General features: G+C 68.7%; 20 protein-coding genes. 7 read left to right on the forward strand and 13 right to left on the reverse strand.

Features of this window, described 5'->3' with window-relative positions; translation table 11 throughout:
- Positions 1 to 82: 82 nt before the first annotated feature.
- The 4 genes from ASF87_RS03630 to ASF87_RS03645 form a co-directional block, all read right to left on the reverse strand.
- A complete protein-coding gene (locus ASF87_RS03630; protein ID WP_056374244.1) occupies positions 83 to 946 on the reverse strand; it encodes a sugar phosphate isomerase/epimerase family protein in 864 nt (287 codons plus the stop codon).
- Positions 943 to 2,142: a dihydrodipicolinate synthase family protein gene (locus ASF87_RS03635; protein WP_056374246.1), complete on the reverse strand. Its 1,200-nt coding sequence runs from the start codon at positions 2,140 to 2,142 to the stop codon at positions 943 to 945. Before ASF87_RS03635 ends, ASF87_RS03630 begins: the two co-directional genes overlap by 4 nt.
- 2 nt (positions 2,143 to 2,144) lie before the next feature.
- Positions 2,145 to 3,308, reverse strand: coding sequence for a Gfo/Idh/MocA family protein (locus ASF87_RS03640; RefSeq protein WP_056374248.1), 1,164 nt, complete (start codon positions 3,306 to 3,308; stop codon positions 2,145 to 2,147).
- A 390-nt stretch (positions 3,309 to 3,698) separates the two neighbouring features.
- Positions 3,699 to 4,649 carry a LacI family DNA-binding transcriptional regulator gene (locus ASF87_RS03645; RefSeq protein ID WP_056376320.1) on the reverse strand — a complete coding sequence of 317 codons (951 nt, stop codon included), beginning with the start codon at positions 4,647 to 4,649 and terminating at the stop codon, positions 3,699 to 3,701.
- Positions 4,650 to 4,840: 191 nt separating this feature from the next.
- Here ASF87_RS03645 and galT point away from each other — a divergent pair, with 191 nt between their 5' ends.
- The 3 genes from galT (at position 4,841) to galE (ending at position 8,272) form a co-directional block, all read left to right on the forward strand.
- Entirely contained in the window at positions 4,841 to 6,049 is a 1,209-nt protein-coding gene (galT, locus tag ASF87_RS03650) for a galactose-1-phosphate uridylyltransferase (RefSeq protein WP_056374250.1), read from the forward strand.
- Positions 6,046 to 7,230: a galactokinase gene (galK, locus tag ASF87_RS03655; RefSeq protein ID WP_056374252.1), complete on the forward strand. Its 1,185-nt coding sequence runs from the start codon at positions 6,046 to 6,048 to the stop codon at positions 7,228 to 7,230. The genes galT and galK overlap by 4 nt, the downstream gene beginning before the upstream one ends.
- Before the next feature lie 64 nt (positions 7,231 to 7,294).
- Entirely contained in the window at positions 7,295 to 8,272 is a 978-nt protein-coding gene (gene galE / locus ASF87_RS03660; RefSeq protein WP_056374254.1) for a UDP-glucose 4-epimerase GalE, read from the forward strand.
- Between the two features lie 44 nt (positions 8,273 to 8,316).
- Here galE and ASF87_RS03665 read toward each other — a convergent pair whose 3' ends face one another.
- The 4 genes from ASF87_RS03665 to ASF87_RS03680 form a co-directional block, all read right to left on the reverse strand.
- The gene (locus ASF87_RS03665; RefSeq protein WP_056374256.1) at positions 8,317 to 9,642 is read right to left on the reverse strand and encodes an MFS transporter; all 1,326 of its coding nucleotides are present in this window, start codon (positions 9,640 to 9,642) and stop codon (positions 8,317 to 8,319) included.
- Positions 9,639 to 10,547, reverse strand: a complete 909-nt coding sequence (locus ASF87_RS03670) for a polysaccharide deacetylase family protein (RefSeq protein ID WP_042541476.1) — start codon at positions 10,545 to 10,547, stop codon at positions 9,639 to 9,641. Before ASF87_RS03670 ends, ASF87_RS03665 begins: the two co-directional genes overlap by 4 nt.
- Positions 10,544 to 11,683 (reverse strand): ROK family transcriptional regulator, encoded by a 1,140-nt coding sequence (locus ASF87_RS03675; protein WP_056376321.1) that lies wholly within the window; start codon positions 11,681 to 11,683, stop codon positions 10,544 to 10,546. Before ASF87_RS03675 ends, ASF87_RS03670 begins: the two co-directional genes overlap by 4 nt.
- A 77-nt stretch (positions 11,684 to 11,760) precedes the next feature.
- Positions 11,761 to 13,194, reverse strand: a complete 1,434-nt coding sequence (locus ASF87_RS03680; protein WP_056376322.1) for a gamma-aminobutyraldehyde dehydrogenase — start codon at positions 13,192 to 13,194, stop codon at positions 11,761 to 11,763.
- Between the two features lie 100 nt (positions 13,195 to 13,294).
- On the opposite strand from ASF87_RS03680, the gene ASF87_RS03685 reads away from it, so the two are divergent.
- From ASF87_RS03685 to ASF87_RS03695, 3 genes are read left to right on the forward strand one after another with little or no spacing between them, the layout of a single operon-like run.
- Positions 13,295 to 13,762, forward strand: a complete 468-nt coding sequence (locus ASF87_RS03685; protein WP_056374258.1) for an Lrp/AsnC family transcriptional regulator — start codon at positions 13,295 to 13,297, stop codon at positions 13,760 to 13,762.
- A gap of 29 nt (positions 13,763 to 13,791) precedes the next feature.
- Positions 13,792 to 15,198 (forward strand): NAD(P)/FAD-dependent oxidoreductase, encoded by a 1,407-nt coding sequence (locus ASF87_RS03690; protein WP_056374260.1) that lies wholly within the window; start codon positions 13,792 to 13,794, stop codon positions 15,196 to 15,198.
- Positions 15,195 to 15,557: a cupin domain-containing protein gene (locus ASF87_RS03695; RefSeq protein ID WP_056374261.1), complete on the forward strand. Its 363-nt coding sequence runs from the start codon at positions 15,195 to 15,197 to the stop codon at positions 15,555 to 15,557. Before ASF87_RS03690 ends, ASF87_RS03695 begins: the two co-directional genes overlap by 4 nt.
- Positions 15,558 to 15,617: 60 nt before the next feature.
- Here ASF87_RS03695 and ASF87_RS03700 read toward each other — a convergent pair whose 3' ends face one another.
- Complete coding sequence (locus tag ASF87_RS03700) at positions 15,618 to 16,604, reverse strand: Abi family protein (protein WP_056374263.1); 987 nt, start codon at positions 16,602 to 16,604, stop codon at positions 15,618 to 15,620.
- A gap of 141 nt (positions 16,605 to 16,745) precedes the next feature.
- Positions 16,746 to 17,525, reverse strand: coding sequence for a CPBP family intramembrane glutamic endopeptidase (locus ASF87_RS03705; RefSeq protein ID WP_056374265.1), 780 nt, complete (start codon positions 17,523 to 17,525; stop codon positions 16,746 to 16,748).
- Between the two features lie 90 nt (positions 17,526 to 17,615).
- On the opposite strand from ASF87_RS03705, the gene ASF87_RS03710 reads away from it, so the two are divergent.
- Complete coding sequence (locus ASF87_RS03710; RefSeq protein ID WP_056374267.1) at positions 17,616 to 18,251, forward strand: hypothetical protein; 636 nt, start codon at positions 17,616 to 17,618, stop codon at positions 18,249 to 18,251.
- Positions 18,252 to 18,297: 46 nt separating this feature from the next.
- On the opposite strand, the gene ASF87_RS03715 is transcribed toward ASF87_RS03710, so the two are convergent.
- The 3 genes from ASF87_RS03715 to ASF87_RS03725 all read right to left on the reverse strand — a co-directional run bounded on the left by ASF87_RS03715 (position 18,298) and on the right by ASF87_RS03725 (position 21,598).
- Complete coding sequence (locus tag ASF87_RS03715; RefSeq protein WP_157549994.1) at positions 18,298 to 18,984, reverse strand: hypothetical protein; 687 nt, start codon at positions 18,982 to 18,984, stop codon at positions 18,298 to 18,300.
- A gap of 120 nt (positions 18,985 to 19,104) precedes the next feature.
- Complete coding sequence (locus tag ASF87_RS03720; protein WP_056374270.1) at positions 19,105 to 20,571, reverse strand: carboxylesterase/lipase family protein; 1,467 nt, start codon at positions 20,569 to 20,571, stop codon at positions 19,105 to 19,107.
- Between the two features lie 67 nt (positions 20,572 to 20,638).
- Positions 20,639 to 21,598: a DUF1214 domain-containing protein gene (locus ASF87_RS03725; protein ID WP_056374272.1), complete on the reverse strand. Its 960-nt coding sequence runs from the start codon at positions 21,596 to 21,598 to the stop codon at positions 20,639 to 20,641.
- Positions 21,599 to 21,611 lie beyond the last annotated feature (13 nt).

Here is a 21,611-nt window from a genome sequence, read left to right on the forward strand (position 1 = left end):
GGCATCCGTGCCCCGGTCCTGCCGGTGGCGCGCATGTCGCACGCAAGCGGCACGTCTGTCGTGGGCGATCGAATCCCGGACGTCAGCGCAGGTGCGGCGAGACAGCGGCCCCGAAGGTCTCGGCCGTGCGCCGCACGACGCTCTCAGGAGCATCCGCCCAGATGTCGGCGTTGAAGATCTCGACCTCGATGTCGCGGTCGTATCCCGTCTCGATCACGGCGCGGGTGAGCGAGCCGAAGTCGATCACGCCGTCGCCCGTGTAATGCCGCGACAGCAGCACGTCGGCGGCGAGCGGGGTCTTCCAGTCGCAGACCTGATAGGTCGCGATGCGGCCCTCGCGACCGGCGCGCGCGATCTGCTCGAGCACCTGCGGATCCCACCAGATGTGGAAGGTGTCGACCGCAGCGCCCACGACCTCGGCATCGAAGTCGGCGGCGATGTCGAGCGCCTGCCCGAGCGTCGAGACGACAGCGCGGTCGGAGGCGTACATCGGATGCAGCGGCTCGATCGCGAGCGTCACGCCCGCCGCCTTCGCATCGGTCGCGAGCACGCCGATCGCGTCGCGCACTCGTTCGCGCGCGCCGATCAGATCGCGAGAGCCGGCGGGGATGCCGCCGGCCACGAGCACGAGAACCGCGGTCGACCCGTCGGCACCTGCGGCGGCGAGCGTCGCAGTCTCTTCGATCGCGCGGCGGTTGTCGTCGAGTGCCGCGACGCGCTCGGGCCCCTCGGGGAGGGTGAAGAACCCGCCGCGGCAGTGCGTCGTGAATCGCAGCCCCGAGTCCTCGAGCATGCGGGCGGCGACGTCCAGCCCGACCTCGTTCACGGGCTCGCGCCACAGACCGATCGCCTGGATGCCGGCATCCGCCGTCACCCGCAGCGCCGTCGCGAGGTCGGCGTGCTTGATGGTCGCCTGATTGATCGACAGGCGGGGATCGACGATCATGCATCCACCCCGTTCAGGCGCAGCATCCCGTGCCAGCGCTCGCGCGCGAGTTCGGGCTTCTCCAATGCGAGCGACGCGTTGGCCAGCTCGACGATGCGGCTGAGGTGCGGAAGGCTCCGTGCCGAGTGCAGACCGCCGACCATCTGGAACGCGGGCTGATGCCCGTTGAGCCAAGAGAGGAAGGCGACTCCGGTCTTGTAATAGAACGTCGGCGCCGCGAACACCTGGCGGCTCAGCTCTTCGGTCGGTCCGAGGATCTCGAGGTAGCGGGCAGGGTCTCCGGCATCCAGCGCCTGGATCGCCGCGGATGCCACGGGCGTGATCGCCGCGAACGCGCCGAGCAGCGCATCGGAGTGGGTGCGTTTCGTCTCGGTGCTTCGCTCCTCGCTCGACGACCGGGTGGTGTCGCCGCCGATGAGGCCGACGTAGTTGAAGTCGTCGCCCGTGAACATGCGCACGCCCTGCGGAAGCTGCTCACGCACCGAGATCTCGGACTCGGCGTTCAGCAGGCTCATCTTCACGCCCGCGACCCTGTCGGGCTGCTCGCTGATGATGTCGAGCAGCACAGCGGATGCCGTCTGCCAGTCGTCCGCGCCGAAGTAGCCGGCGAGCTCCGGGTCGAACGCCGTGCCGAGCCAGTGCAGCACGACCGGCACCGTGGCCGACTGCAGCACTTCGCGGTAGACGCGGCGGTAGTCGTCGGCGTCCGAGGCCACCCTCGCGAGGTGGCGCGAGGCCATGAGCACGGGGCCCGCGCCCTGCTCCTCGGTGAAGTGCAGCTGCTCGGTGTAAGCGTCGATCACCTGGTCGAGAGTGATGTGCGACTCGGCGACGTGATCGGTGTTGACGCCGACCACGACGGAGCCACCCTCTTCGCGGGCGACCTCGGCGCTGCGTGCGATGAGCTCGCGCGTCGCCGCGGCATCCAGGCCCATGTTGCGTTGCGCGGTGTCCATGGCGTCGGCGACGCCGAGCCCCCACGAGTACACGTTGCGGCGGAACGCGAGCGTCGAATCCCAATCGATGTCGGCGGGCTGGCCGGGGGTGTTGTCGGCGTGCACCTTGGGCACGACGTGGGCTGCGGCGTACGCGACGCGGCTCTGCAGCGGCGAGGACGGTCGCGAGTACCCGCCGCCCTCGCGCAGCTCGGCATCCGTCACCGCACCCGCGGCGTCGAGAAGTCGGAGAGTGCTCATGCTCAGCCCAGCGTCAGCGGGGAGAGAGCGACCTTGCGGCCCTCGGCGCTGGAGGTCAGACCGGCTTCTGCGAACTGCACGCCGCGGGCACCTGAGAGCAGGTCGAAGGGGTACTTCGTTCCCTCGACGAACGAGACCAGGTACTCCTCCCACTGCTGACGGAAGCCGTTGATGAAGACGTCGTTCGTGGGCACCTTCTGCCAGTCGGCGTCGTAGTCGTGGCTGTCTTCGAGGTCGGGGTTCCACACCGGCTTGGGTGTCGCGTTGCGGGGCTGGATCTTGGCGCCGAAGAGTCCGACCACGGCCGACCCGTGCGTGCCGTCGACCTGGAACTCGACGAGTTCGTCGCGGTTCACGCGCACCGTCCAGCTGGAGTTGATCTCGGCGATGATGCCGCCCTCTATCTCGAAGATGCCGTATGCCGCGTCTTCGGCGGTGGCGGTGTAGTGCTCGTCGTTCTCGTCCCAGCGGTCGGCGATGTGCACGGCGGCCTGCGCGTAGACGCTCTTGACCTCGCCGAACAGGTTCTCGAGCACGTAGTTCCAGTGCGGGAACATGTCGACGATGATGCCGCCGCCGTCTTCGGTGCGGTAGTTCCAGCTGGGGCGCTGCGCGGGCTGCCAGTCGCCCTCGAAGACCCAGTAGCCGAACTCGCCGCGCACCGACAGGATGCGGCCGAAGAAGCCCGAGTCGATCAGGCGCTTGAGCTTCTGCAGGCCGGGCAGGTAGAGCTTGTCGTGCACGACGCCGGTCTTGACGCCCGCCTCATCGGCGAGACGCGCGAGCTCGAGAGCCTCGTCCAGCGACTCGGCGGTGGGCTTCTCGGTGTAGATGGCCTTGCCTGCCGCGATCGCCTTGCGAAGAGCGGAGGCACGGGCCTTGGTCACGAGGAAGTCGGCGTAGATCTCCCACTTCGGGTCGGCGAGGGCTGCGTCGAGGTCGGTCGTGTAGTCCTCGATGCCGTGCTTGGCTGCGAGCTCGGCGAGCTTGGCCTCATTGCGGCCGACGAGCAGCGGCTTCACCGTGATGCGGGATCCGTCGGGCAGCTCGATGCCGCCCTCTTCGCGGATCGCGAGGATCGATCGCACGAGGTGCTGCCGGTAGCCCATGCGCCCCGAGACGCCGTTCATGATGATCCCGATCTCGCGGGTTGTCGTCTGCGACATTGCTGGTCCGTTCTCTTCTTTCAGATCCCGCATCCTCTGCGGGGAAACCCCTGTGTGCGATCCGGCGCGGGTAAGCGCTTTCCGTCAGCATGCCACGCTAGAGGCGTATGTGCAAGCAGCGGGGAAAACGCTCTCCCTTGGTTCTGCGACGGACCTCGCTGGGCGGGGCCGGGTGCAGAGGTCAATTCCGCATCCGAACCGGCCTGTTCCGGTGCTCTTTTGACCCCGCACCGTGCGCCAGATGCGTTTTCGACCCCACGCCGTTCGCCGGGTGCGTTATTGACCACACAACCTGCGCCGGGCGCGTTATCGACCCCACACCGCGCGCCGGGCGCGCCTCTGACCCCGCAGGGCGAGACGGGCGGCTGCCCGCGTGGAGAACCGAGCGCCTCAGCGGGTGCTGGCGCGGTCGATCAGAAGAGTCGGGACGACAGCGGATGCCGCGACGCCCGGCGTGCCCTCGATCTCTGCGACGAGCAGACCCACGGCCCGCTGCGCGAGCGCCGTGAAGTCCTGGCGGATCGTCGTCAGCGGAGGCCGGTAGTTCGCGGCATCCGGCACGTCGTCGAACCCGACGACGCCCACGTCTTCGGGAACCCGCCGCCCCGCCTCGGCGAAGGCCCGCAGCAGCCCGAGCGCCATCTGGTCGTTGGCGCAGAAGACGGCGGATGCTGCGCGCAGCGCCTCCCCGGCGACGAACCCGGCCTCGGCCGTCCAGTCGCCGCGGACGACGGGCGCGGGCTCGATGCCCACGTCCGCGAGAGCCTGCCTCCACCCGCGCTCGCGTTCAGCCGCGGCGAACGACCCGGAAGGCCCGGCGAGATGGTGCACGGTCTCGTGACCGAGGCTCAACAGGTGGGCGGTCGCCGCGGCGGCGCCGCCGACATGGTCACTGTGCACGACGGCGAGCTCGGCTGACGCCGGCGCATCGACCACGACCAGTCGCAGACCGGGCGGCCGTTGGGCTTCGGGAACCAGAGCGGACGCCTCGTTCAGCACGATCGCCCCGTCGACCTCCTGCTCGGCGAGCCGCTCGAAGGCGTCGGCGACGCTGTCGCCCGCCGTCACGAGGGTGAGCGCATAACCGCGTTCCGCCGCTGCCTCGGCGGTGGCCTGCAGCATCCGCGAGTTGCCGACCGTCGCGAGAGTGGTGACGACGAGCCCGATGGTCTGCGAGCGGCCGGTGCGCAGCGCCCGCGCGGCGCGATGCGGGCGATAACCGAGCTCGGCCATCGCCGTCTCGACACGTTCACGGGTGGCGGGGTCGACGCGGGGGCTGTCGTTGACGACGCGTGAGACGGTCTGACCCGAGACGCCGGCGCGAGAGGCGACCATCGCCATCGACACTCGACCCGATGCGGGGCGGCTGCGACGCGGCCGGTCGCCGCTGAGCGCGAGGTCGTCGTTCATCGGCATCCTCCACCCATCACTCGGCCCGCATCCTTCGGAGTCCGTCCACAACTCTCGGAATGTTGACGTTACCACGGCGATGTGCGTACCATGTTTACGTGAACACGCACGAATCTCCCGAGATGCGAACCGAGACTCTCTCAGCCGGAATCATCAAACGGGCCACCACGCTCGCCGACGGACGCGAGCTGATCTACTTCGACGACCCCGACACGACGCTCGGTACCGAGCGCGCGGTCGACGCACGCACCCTCGATGCCCGCGGCGAGACCGCCACGATGCGCCTCGACGTGCTGACGGGCGACTGGATCACCGTCGCCGCGAACCGGCAGAACCGCGTCATGATGCCGAGCGCCGACGCCGACCCGCTCGCTCCACAGTCGCCGACCAACCCGTCTGAGGTGCCGTCGCTCTACGACGTCGCCGTGTTCGAGAACCGCTCGCCCGCGTTCGGCCCTGCCCTGGCCGAGGCCACCGGCACCGCCCCCGCAGCGAGCAACCCTCCGCGCGGACTCGACGACCTCAGCGCTCTGGGCCTCGGCCGCACCCGCACGTCGGTCGGACGCTGCGAGGTCGTGTGCTTCAGCCCCGAGCACACCGGATCGTTCGGCACGCAGTCGGTCACGCGCGCCCGCACCGTGATCGAGGCCTGGGCCGACCGCACCGCAGCGCTCTCCCAGCTCCCGGGAATCCAGCAGATCTTCCCGTTCGAGAACCGCGGCGAGGCCATCGGGGTCACCCTCCCCCACCCCCACGGCCAGATCTACGCGTACCCCTACGTGACGCCGCGCACCACGCGGCTGCTCGACTCGATCGACCGCACCGCTCCCGACCTGTTCCAGCACATCCTCGAGTCCGAACAGGCGTCCGAGCGGGTCGTATTCCGCGGAGAGCACTGGACGGCCTTCGTGCCCTTCGCCGCCCGCTGGCCTCTCGAGGTGCACCTGATGCCGCACCGCCACGTGCCCGATTTCGCCGAGACGACGGATGCCGAGCGCGACGAGCTCGCTCCCCTCTACCTGCGCCTGCTCCGTGGCGTCGACGCGCTCTACGACACCCCGACCCCGTACATCGCCGCCTGGCATCAGGCTCCCGTGAACGTCGGTCGCGACAGCGTGCGACTGCACCTGCAGCTGACCAGCCCCCGCCGGGCCGCCGACAAGCTCAAGTTCCTCGCCGGCTCCGAGGCCGCGATGTGGGCCTGGGCCGCCGAGGTCACCCCCGAACAGGGCGCCGCCCGCATCCGCGAAGCCATCGCGAAGGCAGACGCCACCCACGCATCCGCAGACACCGCAGACACCGCAGACACCGCAGACGAGGCATCCGCATGACCACCACCATCGAGGCCGCGACGGCGCTCTTCACCGACCTCACCGGCCGCGCCCCCGACGGTGTCTGGTCGGCCCCGGGACGAGTGAACCTGATCGGCGAGCACACCGACTACAACGACGGCTTCGTGCTGCCGTTCGCGATCCCGCACCGCACCTACGCGGCCGTCGGGATCCGTGACGACGGCCTCGGCCGAGTGCGCGTCGCATCGACCTTCGCCGATGCACCGGTCGAGGTCTCCCTCGTCGAGCTCGACGAGCTGTTCCCCACCCCGTCCGGCACCGCCCCCGGTGTGCCCGAATGGGCCGCATACCCGCTCGGCGTCGCCTGGGCGCTCCGTCAGGCGGGTGCGGACGGCCGCGGCCTCGACATCGCGATCACCTCCGACGTCCCGGTCGGCGCAGGACTCTCGTCGTCCGCCGCGATCGAGAGCGCCACGGCATCCGCCCTGAACGACCTCTGGGCCGCCGGACTCGACCGCACCGCCCTCGCGCGCGTCGGCCGTCGAGCCGAGAACGAGGCAGTCGGCGCTCCGACCGGCATCATGGACCAGATGGCCTCGATGCTCGGCGAGCCCGACGCGGCGATCTTCCTCGACTGCCGCTCGCTCGACGCGAACCTCGTGCAGGTCGGCATCGCCGAGGCCGGCCTCGCGATCCTCGTGATGGACACGCGCGTCAAGCACGCCCACTCCACCGGCGGCTACGGCGAGCGCCGCGCCGCCTGCGAGCGCGGCGCCGCGATCATGGGCGTGCCGAGCCTGCGCGACGTCTCGGTCGACGACCTGGCCCGCGCCGAAGAGCTCATGGACGACGTGACCTTCCGTCGAGTGCGCCACGTGGTCACCGAGAACCAGCGCGTGCTCGACACGGTGAAGGTGTTGCGCGAAGAGGGCCCCCGCTCCATCGGCGACCTGCTCGTGGCCTCTCATGCCTCGATGCGCGACGACTTCGAGATCTCGGTGCCCGAGCTCGACACGGCGGTCGAGGCCGCCCTCGCCGCCGGTGCCATCGGCGCTCGGATGACCGGCGGTGGGTTCGGCGGAGCCGCGATCGCGCTCATCGAGCAGGATGCCGTGCAGCAGGTGACGGATGCCGTGAACGCCGCGTTCGCCGCATCCGGGTTCACGGCCCCCGTGATCTTCACCGTCACCCCGTCGGCCGGAGCGCGCCGCGACGCCTGACCGGAGTCAGGGTCCGCTGGTCGCGACCTGAGATACTGAACACTTCCCCACCCTGAGGAGCACAATGTCCTGGATCGTGACCGGCGGCGCCGGCTACATCGGCTCGCACGTCGTTCGCGCACTGTCGGATGCGGGGCTGACGCCCGTCATCCTCGACGACCTCTCGAGTGGCGTCGCATCGTTCGTGCCCGAGGGCGTGGCCTTCGTGCAGGGCAGCATCCTCGACCGCGAGCTCGTCGAGAAGACCCTCCGAGACCACCACGCCGAGGGCGTCATCCACGTCGCCGGATACAAGTACGCCGGAGTCTCGGTGCAGCGTCCGCTGCACACCTACGCGCAGAACGTCGAAGGCACCCGCGTGATCCTCGAGGCGATGGAGGCCGCGGGCGTCGCCAACATCGTGTTCTCGTCGTCGGCCGCCGTGTTCGGCACCCCCGATGTGGCTCTCGTCGTCGAAGACACCGCCAAGAAGCCGGCCAGCCCCTACGGCGAGTCGAAGCTGATCGGCGAATGGCTGCTGCGCGATCAGGCGATCGCGACCGCCGAGTCCGACAAGCCACTGCGACACACGTCGCTGCGCTACTTCAACGTCGTCGGCTCCGCAGACCCGACCGTCTACGACGTGAGCCCGCACAACCTGTTCCCGATCGTGTTCGAGAAGCTCATCGCGGGAGAGACCCCGCGCATCAACGGCGACGACTACGACACCGAAGACGGCACCAACGTGCGCGACTACGTGCACGTCGGCGACATCGCGGCGGCCCACGTCGCCGCAGCCCAGCGCCTCACCACCGGCGCGCCGATCGAAGCGGCCTACAACCTCGGTTCGGGCGACGGCCTCAGCGTGAAGCAGATCATGGATGCCGTCGCACGCGTCACCGGCATCGACTTCACCCCGGAGATCGGCCCCCGTCGCCCCGGCGACCCCGACCGCATCGTCGCGACCGGCGAGCTCGCCGCGCGCGACCTCGACTGGAAGATGCGGTACACGGTCGACGAGATGGTGCGGACGGGGTGGGAAGCGCGTCGGGCCGCGTCCTGACGTCAGAGGTCTCGGGTGCGGCCTCAGAGGTCTCGGGTGCGGCCTCAGAGGTCTCGGGTGCGGATCGGGTAGAGCCAGAAGCACAGCCACGCGAGGGCGGCGAAGACGAGCGGAACCACTGCGACCATCACGCGGATGCCGCCATCGACCGCCTCCGGCTGCGCATCGCCCAGCGACGCATCGAAGCCTGACGCCGTCAGCACGGCCGCCGCGACGACGGCCTGCAGCACGACCGAGCCGCGCACCACGAACCCGTTCACGCCGAAGTAGGCGCCCTCTCGTCGGTGACCGGTGCGGGTCGCGTCCTCGTCGATGATCTGTGCGAGCACGACCTCGAGCAACTGCAGCAGGCCGCCGACACCGACACCCACCGCGACGCCGACCAGAGCCGCGGCCGGCACGGTCGACGGCAGCAGGTAGCCGAGCATGGCGATGCCGAACACCGCGACGCTCCACAGCAGCGCCGCGCGGGGTGAGGTGCGGCGCACGACCGCGCTCCACAGCACGATCGACGGGATGGCGGTCACGAAGATCGCACCCAGCAGCAGGCTGGCCTCGCCCTCGGCGGCGCCCAGCGAATACCTCACGTAGAACGGCAAAGCGGCGAGGATCACGGCGATCGATGTCTGGATGAACAGCGAGCCGAGCACGTAGGGGACGAACGCCCGATTCGCGAACGTGTACTTCAGCTGGTCGCGCCACCGCATAGCCTCGGAGGCCGCCTCCGGCACCCGGCGCTCGATCATGCCGCCGAAGAACGACCACACCAGCAGCACGAGGCAGACGGTCGAGAGCACGATCGCCATGCCCGGCCAGCCGATAGACCCGTACAGTGCAGGGGCGCCCGCGGTGCCGAGCACCATTCCGAGGATCGCGAAGATCTGGCGCGGCACGTTGCCCCGCGCCCGCTCGTCGGTCGTGCGGAAGATCTCGGGGAACAGCGCCGAGATGTTCAGCACCACCACCACGAACGCGATGTCGTACACCGCCACGACGACGAGGAACCACACGATCAGCCCGGCGGTCGGCAGCTCCGGGGGCATCCACACCAGCGCGAAGGCGACCACGAGCGGCACGATGCCGAGCCCGATCCACGGAATGCGGCGGCCCCACGGTGTGCGGATGCGGTCGGACAGCGCGCCCACGACGGGGTTCAGCACCGCGTTCAGGACGCCGTGCGCGATCATCGCCGCGGCGACCCACCCCGGTGCGACGCCGAGGTGGGTGACGTAGAAGTAGACGACGAAAGCCGAGAACGTCTGCGCCATGAGCTGCGTGGGAAACCCGGATGCGCCGAACGCGATCGCCTGCGCTCTGGTGGGAGCGCCGTCGAGTCGACGATCGCGCAGCCGCGTCGCCATCGAGGTCATGCGCGCCGGCTCCGCTGCAGATCGCGCAGGTCGCGCCAGCCGAGTCGCACGAGTCCTTCGTCGGCGAACGCCTGCAGCACAGCGGGGTCGGAGAGCAGGCGAAGCTCGTGTCCGCGCTTGGCGGCGGCGAAGTCGACGACGGCCCGCAGCTCGTCGTCGTCGACCATCGGATGCAGGTAGATCTCGGTCACCCCGGCCGGAACAGCCCGCAGCAGCGCGATGAAGCCGTCGCGGACCTGCTCATAGGATTCGCCGGGCACCTCTTCGAACGGGTGGCTCCACAGCCGATCGATGATCTCGACCCCGAGGGCGTCGGCTGCGGCCGATGCCTCCGCGAGCTTCGCCTGCAGCGCGGGGTCGTCGTCTGTACCCTCCATGCTCCGCGGCAGCCGGAAAGGCAGTCCGTTGCGGGCGGCGAGCTCGAAGACCGGACCGAGGAAGTCCCGCCCGGTGAGCAGACCGTAGACCGATCCCATGTGGTTGTCGAGGTGGGTCACGTCGACCCCGGCATCCAGCGCCGCCTGCAGCTGCGCGGCGATCTCGGCGGTGACGTCATCGACCGTCGCGAGCTCTTCGATGGCCAGGACGTCGGCGGGAAAGTACCCCGCTCCGTCGACGAGGGTGCTGGCGGCGCCCGTGAGCGGTCGCCAGCGGTAGTCCGTCCACTCGCTCGTGAGCACGAGGTGCACGCCGACGTCGAGGTCGGTGCGCGAGGCCGCGAATGCCATCGCCTCCGGCGCCCAGGCGCACGGCACCATCAGGGTCGTCGAGTCGACATGGCCTGCGTCCAGCAGCTGGGTGATCGCCGTGTTGGCCGCGTGGCACATGCCGAAGTCGTCGGCATTGATGATCACAGCCCTGGCTCCGGGTGCGAGTCCGAGGCGATCCGCGAGGTCCGAGGTCATCTTCGGCTCCTGTCCGAGGCGGGGAGCAGCCGGGCGAAGACCGATGCCCGCAGCGCGGATGCCGCCTCGCCGACCGCGCCGACCAGGGGCGCTTCCGGACCGAACGACGAGACCACGAGTGTGAGCGGCAGCTGCGGGGCGAGTTCTTCCGCGAACTCGGCTGCTGCACGGGCGAGCGCCGGGTGCGCGGCCGTGCCGCTGAGCAGGAAGGCCTCCGGGTCAAGCACGAGCGCGATGCTGCCGGCGATCAGGGTGAGCCTGCGCCCCATCTCGGCGGTCATGGCGAGCGCGGCCGCATCGCCGGCCCACGCCGCGTCGAGGTGCTGGTCGATCGTCTCGTCGGGGTCACGTCCATGGGCGAGCGCGAGGTCGCGCACGACGGCGTCGCCGAGCACCGGAGCGCCGATCGGCAGCGGGCTCTGCGGCAGATACATCACCTCGCCGGCGACACCCGAGAATCCACGGTGCAGGGACCCGTCGATGACGATCCCGGCTCCGAGACCGTCGTCGAGGAGCAGCAGCGCGAAGCTGCTGAGTCCTGCGCCGGTGCCCTCCGAGAGCTCGGCGAGAGCCGCGAGGTTGACGTCGTTCTCGACCCGCACCGGGCATCCGAGCCGCACGGCAAGCCCGTTCTTGAACGCGCCGCCGTCTGGACCCTGGTCGTCGCGGATGCCTCCGTCGGCGGTGACGATGCCGGGGATGCCGACGACAGCGAGGAGCAGTGGCCCGTTCACCGTGCGGCGACACGCATCGACCAGCCCGGCGATGTGCTGCACCCGGTCACCGCGCGGGGGGAATGCCGCGTGAGTCTCTGCTCGCACTGCCCCGGTGGGGTCGACCAGGGCGACATGAGCGGCGTGGGCGTCGACGTGCACGGCTGCGGCGAACCCGAGCTGCGGATGCAGTGCGACGCGCCCCGCTGCCGGTCCGCGGGTGTCACGATCGACCCCGGCGGCGGCCACCGCTGACGACGCCTCGAGCATTCGCAGCACCTGTGTCACCGCCGTGCGCGACAGCCCTGTCTCGGCGACGAGTTCCGCACGTGTGAGAGGGCCCCGGCGCGCGAGCGTCTCGAGGATCGCGCGGCCGTTGAGCGTTCGAAGCAGGGTCTGAGGCCCCGCGAGTGGTCGTGCCAAGATGATCCCCCCGGATTCGACGTGCGCCCAGCTTGACACATCGCGTCATACGTGTCGAGGAATCCGAACCCCGATCCTCAGTCGAGCGCCGACATCACGTGCTTGATGCGCGTGTAGTCGTCGAAGCCGTACTGCGAGAGGTCCTTGCCGTAGCCCGAGTGCTTGAAGCCACCGTGCGGCATGTCGGAGACGAACGGGATGTGCGTGTTGATCCACACGCAGCCGAAGTCGAGGTCGCGTGAGAAGCGCATCGTACGGGCATGGTCGGTCGTCCATACCGATGACGCCAGCGCATAGGGCACGTCGTTCGCCATCTCGAGCGCCTGCTCGTCGGTGTCGAACGACTGCACGGTCAGCACCGGGCCGAAGATCTCGCCCTGCACAGCTTCGTCGTCCTGGTGCAGACCCGAGACGATCGTCGCCTCGAAGAAGTAGCCCGTGTCTCCCTGGCGCGAGCCGCCGGTCTCGATCGTGGCGTGCGCGGGCAGCCGGTCGACGAAGCCCTGCACCTGGGCGAGTTGGGCCGCGCTGCTGAGCGGGCCGTAGAGCACACCCTCCTCGTGCGGGCCGCCCGTACGAGCATCCGTCTTCGCCTTCTCGACCAGCGCCGCAACGAACTCGTCGTGCACCGATGAGTGCACCAGCACGCGGGTCGCGGCCGTGCAGTCCTGCCCGGCGTTGAAGAATGCTCCGGCGACGATGCCCGATGCCGCCTTGTCGAGGTTCGCATCGGGGAACACGATCGCGGGCGCCTTGCCGCCGAGCTCGAGGTGCACGCGCTTGACGTCGTTCGCCGCCGAGCGCGCGACGGCCATGCCCGCACGCACGGAGCCGGTGATCGCGACCATCTGCGGGGTCGGGTGCTCGACGAGCGCCACCCCGGTGTCGCGGTCGCCGAGCACGACGTTGAGCGTGCCGGCCGGTGTGTGCAGCGCCACGATCTCGGCGAGCAGCAGTGTGGTCAGCGGCGTGGACTCTGCGGGCTTCAGCACAACGGTGTTGCCTGCGGCGAGCGCGGGGGCGATCTTCCACACCGCCATGTTCAGCGGATAGTTCCACGGCGTGACCTGGCCGATCACGCCGATCGGCTCGCGGCGCACGAATGAGGTGTGTCCGGCGAGGTACTCCCCCGCCGCTCGTCCCTCGAGGCTGCGAGCGGCACCGGCGAAGAACCGCAACTGGTCGATCGACTGCAGGATCTCGTCGGAGACGAGGCTTGCCCGGGGCTTGCCGGTGTCCCTCGACTCGAGGTCGGCGAACTCCTCGGCACGCGCCTGCATCTCGTCGGCGATGCGGAACAGCGCGAGCTGACGGTCGGCCGGGGTCGTGTCCCGCCAGATCGGGAACGCGGCGGCTGCGGCGGCGTACGCCGCATCGACGTCCGAGGCGTCCGAGACCGGCAGCTCGCCATACGTCTCCTCGGTCACGGGGTCGATGAGCGGCATCCGCCCCTGCCCGTTCACGGGAACGTATTGCCCGCCGATGAAGTTCTGAAGGAGTTCTGTGCCCATGGTCGCCATGCTAGCGATCGGAGTGCGAATACAGAAGAGCATGCTGGATCGAACGATGGAATCAGTTGCTAGAAGGCAGCGGTGCTGTCAATATCGACACATGAGCCCCACAGCGAAGCAGCCCGTACTCGACGACATCTCGAAGCGGATCGTCGAGCTGCTCCAGGAGGACGGACGCCGGCCCTACGCCGAGATCGGCCGGGAGGTCGGGCTCAGCGAGGCGGCGGCGCGTCAGCGCGTGCAGCGGATGACCGAGGCCGGCATCATCCAGATCGTCGCGGTGACCGACCCGATGCAGCTCGGCTTCAACCGCATGTCGATGATCGGCATCCGTGTGACGGGCGACCCCCGGCTCATCGCCGAGGAGCTGACGAAGATCACCGAGCTCGCCTATGTCGTGGTCACGCTCGGCACCTTCGACATCCTCGTCGAGGCCGTGTGCGAGAGCGACAGCCATCTGCTCGACCTGATCGCCACCCGCATCCGCACGATCCCCGGCATCACCCACACCGAGAGCCTGCTCTACGCCGGTCTCTACAAAGACCTCTACAACTGGGGCACGCGCTGAGGCGCGGGTCCGGAAACCAGGAGCACACCATGGGAACCACGGTCTTCGAACGTCGCCGCCCCGCGGATGCCGTGGTCGACGCCTCGCTGCGCGACACGGCTCTCAGCGTGTTCTGGCTCGATGACGTCGAGCGCATCTCGCACCCCTCGCTGACCGAGAGCGTCACGGCCGACCTCGCCATCGTCGGCGGCGGGTACGCCGGGCTCTGGACCGCTGTGCGCGCCAAGGAGCGTGACCCCGAGCGCCGCGTCGTGCTGCTCGAGGCATCGCGCATCGCGTGGGCCGCCTCCGGGCGCAACGGCGGTTTCTGCGAGGCGAGCCTCACTCACGGGCACGAGAACGGCGTGACCCGCTGGCCCGACGAGATCGACCGCCTCGAAGAACTGGGGCTCGAGAACCTCGACGGCATCGAAGCGACCGTAAAGCGCTATGGCATGGACGTCGACTTCGAGCGCACAGGCCAGCTGGCCGTGGCCGTCGAGCCGCACCAGGTCGAGTGGCTGCGCGAGGAGGAGGGCTTCCTCGACCGCGAGGCCGTGCAGGCTGAGGTGCACTCCGACACGTTCCTCGCCGGCGCCTGGGATCGCGACACGAGCGCTCTGGTGCATCCTGCGAAGCTCGGGCTCGAGCTGGCCCGCGTCGCGGTCGAGCTGGGCGTCGAGATCTACGAGCACTCGCTCGTGCGCGAAGTGATCGGCGACGGGTCGAGCGCGATCACGCTCGTCACCCGCGACGGCGGACGGGTCAGAGCGGATGCCGTGGCGCTCGCCACCAACGTCTTCCCCTCGCTGCTCAAGCGCAACCGACTCATGACTGTTCCGGTCTACGACTACGTGCTGATGACCGAGCCACTGACCGACGAGCAGCTCACCTCGATCGGGTGGTCGAACCGACAGGGCCTGGCCGACAGCGCCAATCAGTTCCACTACTACCGGCTCACGGCCGACAACCGCATCCTCTTCGGCGGATATGACGCGGTCTACCACTTCGGCGGTAAGGTCCGTCCCGAGTACGAGGATCGCGCCGAGAGCCACCGCAAGCTCGCCTCGCACTTCTTCACGACGTTCCCGCAGCTCGAAGGGCTGCGCTTCACCCACCGCTGGGCCGGGGCGATCGACTCGTCGAGCCGCTTCTGTGCCTTCTTCGGCATCGCCCGCAAGGGCCGTGTTGCCTATGCCACCGGATTCACCGGTCTCGGTGTCGGCGCCGCCCGCTTCGCCGCCGACGTCATGCTCGACAAGCTGTCTGGTGAGCCGACCGAGCGTACCGAGCTCGCGATGGTCCGAGAGAAGCCGATCCCCTTCCCGCCCGAGCCCGTCGCCTCGATCGGCGTCAACCTCGTGCGCGCCGCGATGGATCGGGCCGACCACAACGAGGGCAAGCGCAACCTGTTCCTCAAGACCCTGGATGCCGTCGGCATGGGGTTCGACTCGTGAGCGAGCTCGGGCCGGACGCACTCGCTCCAGGAACTGGAGTGGATGCCGAGGCGCTGCCGCTCCTGCACTCGCCGTTGCCGTCGGATGAGGTGTTGATCGGCAGGCCGTCCACCGGCACGCACGCACTGGCGACGCTCGGCGAGGTCGAGGTCGGCATCTGGGAGATGACGCCGGGAACGGCATCCGACACCGAGGTCGACGAGGTGTTCGTCGTGCTCTCCGGGCACGCCCGCATCGAGTTCGTCGAGCCGGCGCTGCCCGCGATCGAGGTCGACGCCGGGTCGGTCGTGCGACTGGCCGAGGGCCAGCGCACCGTGTGGACCGTCACCGAGACGCTCCGCAAGATCTACATCGCCTGACTCGTGGGTCTCGATGGCGCTCGGATCTATGGCCGCTAAATCGCGGTGGGTCATCTCGGCTCACTCGTGCCAGAGTGCGAGCGCGCTCCAGTCAGAGGGAGCACCGAGAGACTCAATCGTGAGCCCGTCCGACGTCGGGAAGTCTCTAAGCAGAGTCGCGACACGCGACACCCAGCCGGTGTCCGGATCGATAGACGGCAGAAGATAGGCGATCACAGCCAACGCGCTGTAGGTGCCGTAGACCTGTTTGGCATGCTCGGACGCGCGCAGGTGGTCGAGTAGAGGGATCTGGCCAATCTTCGGCCTCGACGGCGCATTCTGGAGCTTGCGATTGAAAAGCCGTGCATGGTGGGCCGCGACATTCCGGACGTAGTTGAGGCTGGCGAGCCAGCTGGCCATCAACTTCTTCGTCGGGACCCCAAATGCGATCGCGAGATCTTCCGCATCGACCTGATTCATACCGCGGTAAAGGACCGAGAGGTGACCGAGCTCGAGGATCTCCGTGAGCGCCCATATGGGCATTCTGTCGTCGTATTTCTCTCGGAACTGCTCGACGAACTTCTCATCGGAGCTTGCTTGGCGTGCGCTGACGCGTTGCAGCCACTGCACGTGCTTGCTCGGCTTCGGGCAGCGGATGTCAGTGCCATTTGCGGTGAACGTCTCGATGAATCGAGTCGGGTCCTCATACGCATAGGCGGACGCCCTTCCCAGCACGTACCCGATGCGCATGCGCACGGCCACCTCTATTCGCTCGACCCCGTCTAGGACGAGCAGCCGGAGCCGGCGATCGAAGTCAATGATCTCTTCGGCATGGTCAAGCCTCGTGCCCGGCTGAAAGCCGCTGAGCACCCGCACGTGGGTACGATCCTCGTCGTCGACGTACCCCTCCGATTTCCGGAACGGGTACAGGTAGCCGGTGAGACGGTAGTAGCCGATCGCTCCCAGGACCTTCGCGGCTCGATCGTCGTCCGGCACCTCCAGGCCGTGCTCCCTCAGCCGCTCGACCTGACCTTCCAAAGGCAACCACTCTTTGGCGTACTCGACCATGCATCCCCCAAAAGAAAATCAGCCCGCGCCTTTCGGCAACGGGCTGATCATGATGCATTCACTCTAACTCAGAAACGGTTACCGAGCCGGTATTCAACGTCTCCGCCCGGTCCTCTTGACGAGCCTCCGCGTCTCTCTCCTTCAGGTTCGCACGGGCGCTTTCACCGTCGCAGTAGTGACCGGCCTCTCATCTGTGCCCTTGATCACCCAGTAGACGACGGCGACCGCCAGGATGCCGATCACCGGGGTCAAGAACGCTGCCCACGCGGTGCCGAGCGGGGCGAAGCCGACCGCGAACACCGAGACATCCCAGAGGCCGTGCAGCGCCATGGCCCAGAGGAGCGATCCGGTCACTCGACGCACGATGTAGAAGCAGGTGCCCGACATCGCCGCGAGCACCACCTGTCCGAGCGTGGGCACGACGGGGGCGCCCAGCGCGGCATTGATGATGTGCATCCCGCCGAAGAGGGCGGAGGTCAGCAGCCACACCCATACCTCGGAGAGGCGGGAGCGGAGGGCCGTCAACAGGAGTCCTCGCGACATCAGTTCTTCGCAGAACCCGACGGCGATCCCGAGGGCGAGCAGGGAGAGCAGGAATGACGCGTCGAACTTCGACCAGTCGGTGTTGACGAGGTTCGCGACAGCGACGACGACCATGATCGCGGGCACGAAGATCGGCCACTTGTGGTGCGAGCGCGTGCGCTCGAACAGCGCGGGCTTCCACCACCCCAGAATCCAGGTGGTGATGGCGAGCAGCACCGCGCCGACCGCGAGGTCGAGCACCGCCCCTCGCCACGTGAACTCGGCGGACTTGCCGATCTCGGTGTACGCCACCCCGCTCAGTTTCGACACGACGAAGATGACCGCGACGTAGCCGACGTAGATCGCGAGGCCGATCCAGACCCGAGGGGTGACGCGCATGAGGTTGTGCCTTTCGTCGGCGAGGGGATTCCGATCACCAACATATCGGTGGCACGACGGGGCGTCAGTCGCGTGCGCCATACTCGGGTGATGCCCGCAGCAGAGGAAGAACGTCTCGGTGAGTGCACCCTCGCGGCACATCGGCACCGGCGTTCGCTGCAGATCGCGGCGACAGTGGCGTTGGCCGCAGCGACGGTCGCGGTGATCGCCGTGGCGCTGGTCGATTCCGCATCCCGTGGCGATGCTCAGCTGCTGCTTGGCACCCTGCCCTCACGACACATCGTCGGAGTGTCCACGATCCTCGCGTTCGTCGCGATCAGCTACATGCTCTGCGGTGTCTCGGCGCCCTCCGGCTGGCTCGGCCCGGTCGTGATCGGGCGAGTGCTGTCGATCGGCGGAGCCGTGGTGGCAATGTTCTGGGGCCTTCTGACCACGCCGTGGCCCGTCATCCCTCTGCTGGTCGATGGGTGCGAATCCGGATACGTCGTCGAAGAGCGCTCCTTCCTCTTCCTCTCATCGATCACCGTGCTCGAGCAGGATGGGCTGATCGCCACTCCTGTCCTGGAGACGAGTGCGGATGACGGGCATCAACCGTTCACCGCCGGAGACTACGGCACGCGCGTCGAGGACGGGCAGATCGATGGATGGTTCGCCCTCGAGCCCGGATCGGCCGCGAGACTGAGCAGGTTCGAACTGCCGTTGCTGCAGTCGCCGAACTGCCACTAGCTGTGTGCCACCGGCACACGTGACCGGGCTCGCCGTGCAGGCGAAGTCAGTCTTCGGATGCCGAGTCCTTGCCGCGGTCCGCATCGAGGACGATGCCGAGCCTGCGGGCGACATCACGTGAGCGCCTCTCAGCGTCGTCTGCTGTGCGCGCGAGGCCGGGCAGGTCTTCCGGGCGGAAGTACCAGGTCGACCGGTCGCCAGGAGAGACATATCGTTCCTCGTCTGTGAGCTGCGCGTCGGCGCGGGCCTTCCGGAGGTCGGCCTCGGCACGGTCCCGCTCGTCGAGGACCCGCGACGCGAGCACGATGTCCTGGGCGGGCAGATCCGCCGGGGCCCCGGCCACCACAAGCGGATGGATGAGTACGGATGGCAAGGGCTTCACGACAGGAGCGACCGGTCGCCCGCGCGAGGCGATGACTGCGGTCGCCAGCGCGCCCAGGACGAACAGCACTGGGCCGACGATGACCGCGTCTCGATACGGCAGCCCGAGCGATGCGGTCACCGCGACGGCCACGGCCGCGAGCAGAAGACCGCCGGCGATCGGGACGAGACACCCGATAGCATCTCTCCTGCTGCGGGCGGCGCGCGCTCGCCGGTGGCTGTCGATGATCGCCGAGGCGTCGGTGTCGCTGTCCGGAGGCACGAGGTGCAGCTGGTCCGGGCGCGTGCGGATCGCCGCGGCGTCGACGGCCGGCAGGCGGAAGCATTCCGGGCGGTCTGAGGAGATCGGCACCGAACCATCCTCTCGCGCCGGGGCCCCGTAGCGGCTCGTCGCGGAAGCAACGCGGTCGACGGCGAACCTCACTCCCATCCGCCGTTCCCGCCTATAACGACCGACAGCCGAGGTCCAAAGTCAGAGCAGCGCCCGCACCGACGCGTACGCATCGGCCACGTCGCGCGTCTGCCGGTCGTAGACCCGCACGATCCCGGCATCCCCCTCGTGCGTTTCCCACCCTGGATCGCCGGCGGTGATGAACGCGACGGCAGCGCCGTGCACTTCATCCGCCAGCTGCTGCGGCGGGTTGGGCCCCGCGAGCTGCTCCATCGACGGGCCATCGAGGCAGTCGAAGAAGAACGGCACATCGAGGCAGTGCTCGGCGTACCCGAAGCGCCCCGAGGGCCACGAGAACCGGTAGAGCCAGGTGGGCGCGTCACCACGATCGGCCGCGATGCGAGGAACCGAGGCGCGGAACATCCGGTCGGTGACCACGCGCCCTGCGAGACGAGCCTTGCCGAGGCGCGCGACGTCGGCGTTCGCGGCGAGGTACTCCGCGCGGATGCTCCCCCGCAGCCCGAGCCTGCTCAGGAGCACGCCCTGCGGCACCCAGCGCAGGGCCTTCCCCGCGGCGCCCTCGAACGCCATCGTGAACTCGTCGTCCGCGGCGCCGATCACGAGCGGCTTGTCGGCACCGACACCGGCACGCAGCGACTCACGGGTCGACCGCGGCAGCAGATCTCCGTCGACGACCGGCCCGAGCGGCAGGCCCTCATCGATCATCGCGGTCATCGACGAGGGTCCGAGCTGCGTCGCCTTTTTCTGCAGAGCGAGCAGACGATCCTCGCTCACGGTCGACAGACCGGCCACAGTGGGTTCGACGCCCGCCGCCGTGGCGAGCGCCCGCCCGAACTTCTCGGCCCGGGACGCCGATACGTCTCCGAGAGCCCCAGAGATCGCATAGACGCCATGGAACAGGCGCTGCGCCTGCTCCATCCCGAGCAACGTCAGCACCGCGCCGCCGCCGGCGGACTGCCCGGCGATCGTCACGCGGTCCGGGTCTCCTCCGAAGGCGGCGATGTTCTGCTGCACCCATTCGAGCGCGAGCAGCCAGTCGCGCACGCCACGGTTCGACGGAGCATCCTCGATCCAGCCGAAGCCGTCGAAGCCGAGCCGGTATGAGATCGACACGGTGACGACGCCGTCGCGGTTGAAGTTGCGGCCGTCGTACCAGGGGCTCGCCGGCGAACCGGCGAAGTATCCGCCGCCATGGATCCAGACGAGCACGGGCAGCCCGGATGCCGTGGGGTCGGGCGTGAAGACGTTGACGTTCAGCGTCGAGTCGCCCTCGACGCTCGGCTCGGGGATCAAGGTCACACCGGGGTCACCGCGCTGCGCGGTCGCGCCGAACTCGAGTGCGTCGCGCACGCCCTCCCACGGCGCCTTCGGCACCGGTGCCTGGAATCGGAGTTCGCCGATCGGCGGCTCGGCGAACGGGATGCCGAGGAACGCGGCCGATCGCGGAGCCCCGCGCCCTCCCGTCGTCGGGCGCCAGCGCCCTCGAACCCGCCCCGCGGCGGTCTGCACCTCGACGTACTCGGTCATGACTCTCACCCTGTCACGACGAGACTCACTCGCACGCCGAGACTCACTCACACCGGACTCCGCGAAACTACGGCGTGCGTGGCAAGTCGGCGGTGATCAGCGGGACGGTCCAGCTGCCGTCGAAGTAGGCGGCCTTCGGACGGTAGAGACGCACCAGAAGGTTCCACCCCGGAGGCACAGGAATCGCATTCGGGGTGCGGGTGTCGGGATCGTCGACGAAACGGACCGTGACGGAACCGTCGGGCGCCTTCTCCGCGGTGATGCTGTTGATCGTGTAGCGACCGGCGGCGTTGGGCTCGAAGTATCCCTCGGCGTTGTAGACGGAGATCGACCAGAACGCATCGACCGGCGCATCCCTCATCGTCATGGTGTAGCTGCCTGGCGGGAGTGCAGTGTCGACCCCGACATAGACGGCCTCCGATTCGGGCAGCCCGCCCCATCCGGATGCCGTCCCGATCAGGTGCCGAACCGGGCTGATCTCCTCGGCCGTGCCGAACATCCCGTGGTATCCGCCGACACCCTTCGCGAGCGTCAACAGGGCGCCGCGCGTCTCCTCGAGCGATTCGGCATCGTATTCGGCGAGGACGAATGGGGCCGACGAGCGCGCTTCGACGCTGATCCCCTTCTGCAGATCTCCCACGACAGCCAGATCGGCCTCGTCATCCGGGTCGGCGAGGATGCGAACGGCGATCAGCACGTGAGGTGAGCCGAACTCCTCGGGTGTCAGCTCGAACGAACCGGCCGTGTGGAAGATCCGGTTGATCAGGTGGCTCTCGTTGACGATCATCGCGGACATGTAACGGTCTCCCGCCTCGGGAAGCGTCAGCGTCGCCCCCGCACTGATGTCCGCGATGGCGAAGCTGTACAGCGTGTCCCGGTTCAGGCGCACCACTGCCTGTTCGTCGATCGGGGCGGGCTCGGAATTGTGGCGGAACGTGTTCACCCCGCCCGCCGCAGCCTGCAGGGCGGCGAACATCCGCGCCGTCTCCGCCACGACGAAATTATCGACATTCACGTGCTCGCCCATGGGAAGCCCTCCG

The organism is Microbacterium sp. Leaf161, assembly GCF_001423645.1.
GTDB lineage: Bacteria > Actinomycetota > Actinomycetes > Actinomycetales > Microbacteriaceae > Microbacterium > Microbacterium forte.

Bases quoted from the DNA above. Each gene is read 5' to 3' on its own strand.
- ASF87_RS03630 (WP_056374244.1), bottom strand. From the start codon at position 946: ATGATCGTCGATCCCCGCCTGTCGATCAATCAGGCGACCATCAAGCAC.
- ASF87_RS03635 (WP_056374246.1), bottom strand. From the start codon at position 2,142: ATGAGCACTCTCCGACTTCTCGACGCCGCGGGTGCGGTGACGGATGCC.
- ASF87_RS03640 (WP_056374248.1), bottom strand. From the start codon at position 3,308: ATGTCGCAGACGACAACCCGCGAGATCGGGATCATCATGAACGGCGTC.
- ASF87_RS03645 (WP_056376320.1), bottom strand. From the start codon at position 4,649: ATGGCGATGGTCGCCTCTCGCGCCGGCGTCTCGGGTCAGACCGTCTCA.
- galT (WP_056374250.1), top strand. From the start codon at position 4,841: ATGCGAACCGAGACTCTCTCAGCCGGAATCATCAAACGGGCCACCACG.
- galK (WP_056374252.1), top strand. From the start codon at position 6,046: ATGACCACCACCATCGAGGCCGCGACGGCGCTCTTCACCGACCTCACC.
- galE (WP_056374254.1), top strand. From the start codon at position 7,295: ATGTCCTGGATCGTGACCGGCGGCGCCGGCTACATCGGCTCGCACGTC.
- ASF87_RS03665 (WP_056374256.1), bottom strand. From the start codon at position 9,642: ATGACCTCGATGGCGACGCGGCTGCGCGATCGTCGACTCGACGGCGCT.
- ASF87_RS03670 (WP_042541476.1), bottom strand. From the start codon at position 10,547: ATGACCTCGGACCTCGCGGATCGCCTCGGACTCGCACCCGGAGCCAGG.
- ASF87_RS03680 (WP_056376322.1), bottom strand. From the start codon at position 13,194: ATGGGCACAGAACTCCTTCAGAACTTCATCGGCGGGCAATACGTTCCC.
- ASF87_RS03685 (WP_056374258.1), top strand. From the start codon at position 13,295: ATGAGCCCCACAGCGAAGCAGCCCGTACTCGACGACATCTCGAAGCGG.
- ASF87_RS03690 (WP_056374260.1), top strand. From the start codon at position 13,792: ATGGGAACCACGGTCTTCGAACGTCGCCGCCCCGCGGATGCCGTGGTC.
- ASF87_RS03700 (WP_056374263.1), bottom strand. From the start codon at position 16,604: ATGGTCGAGTACGCCAAAGAGTGGTTGCCTTTGGAAGGTCAGGTCGAG.
- ASF87_RS03705 (WP_056374265.1), bottom strand. From the start codon at position 17,525: ATGCGCGTCACCCCTCGGGTCTGGATCGGCCTCGCGATCTACGTCGGC.
- ASF87_RS03710 (WP_056374267.1), top strand. From the start codon at position 17,616: ATGCCCGCAGCAGAGGAAGAACGTCTCGGTGAGTGCACCCTCGCGGCA.
- ASF87_RS03720 (WP_056374270.1), bottom strand. From the start codon at position 20,571: ATGACCGAGTACGTCGAGGTGCAGACCGCCGCGGGGCGGGTTCGAGGG.
- ASF87_RS03725 (WP_056374272.1), bottom strand. From the start codon at position 21,598: ATGGGCGAGCACGTGAATGTCGATAATTTCGTCGTGGCGGAGACGGCG.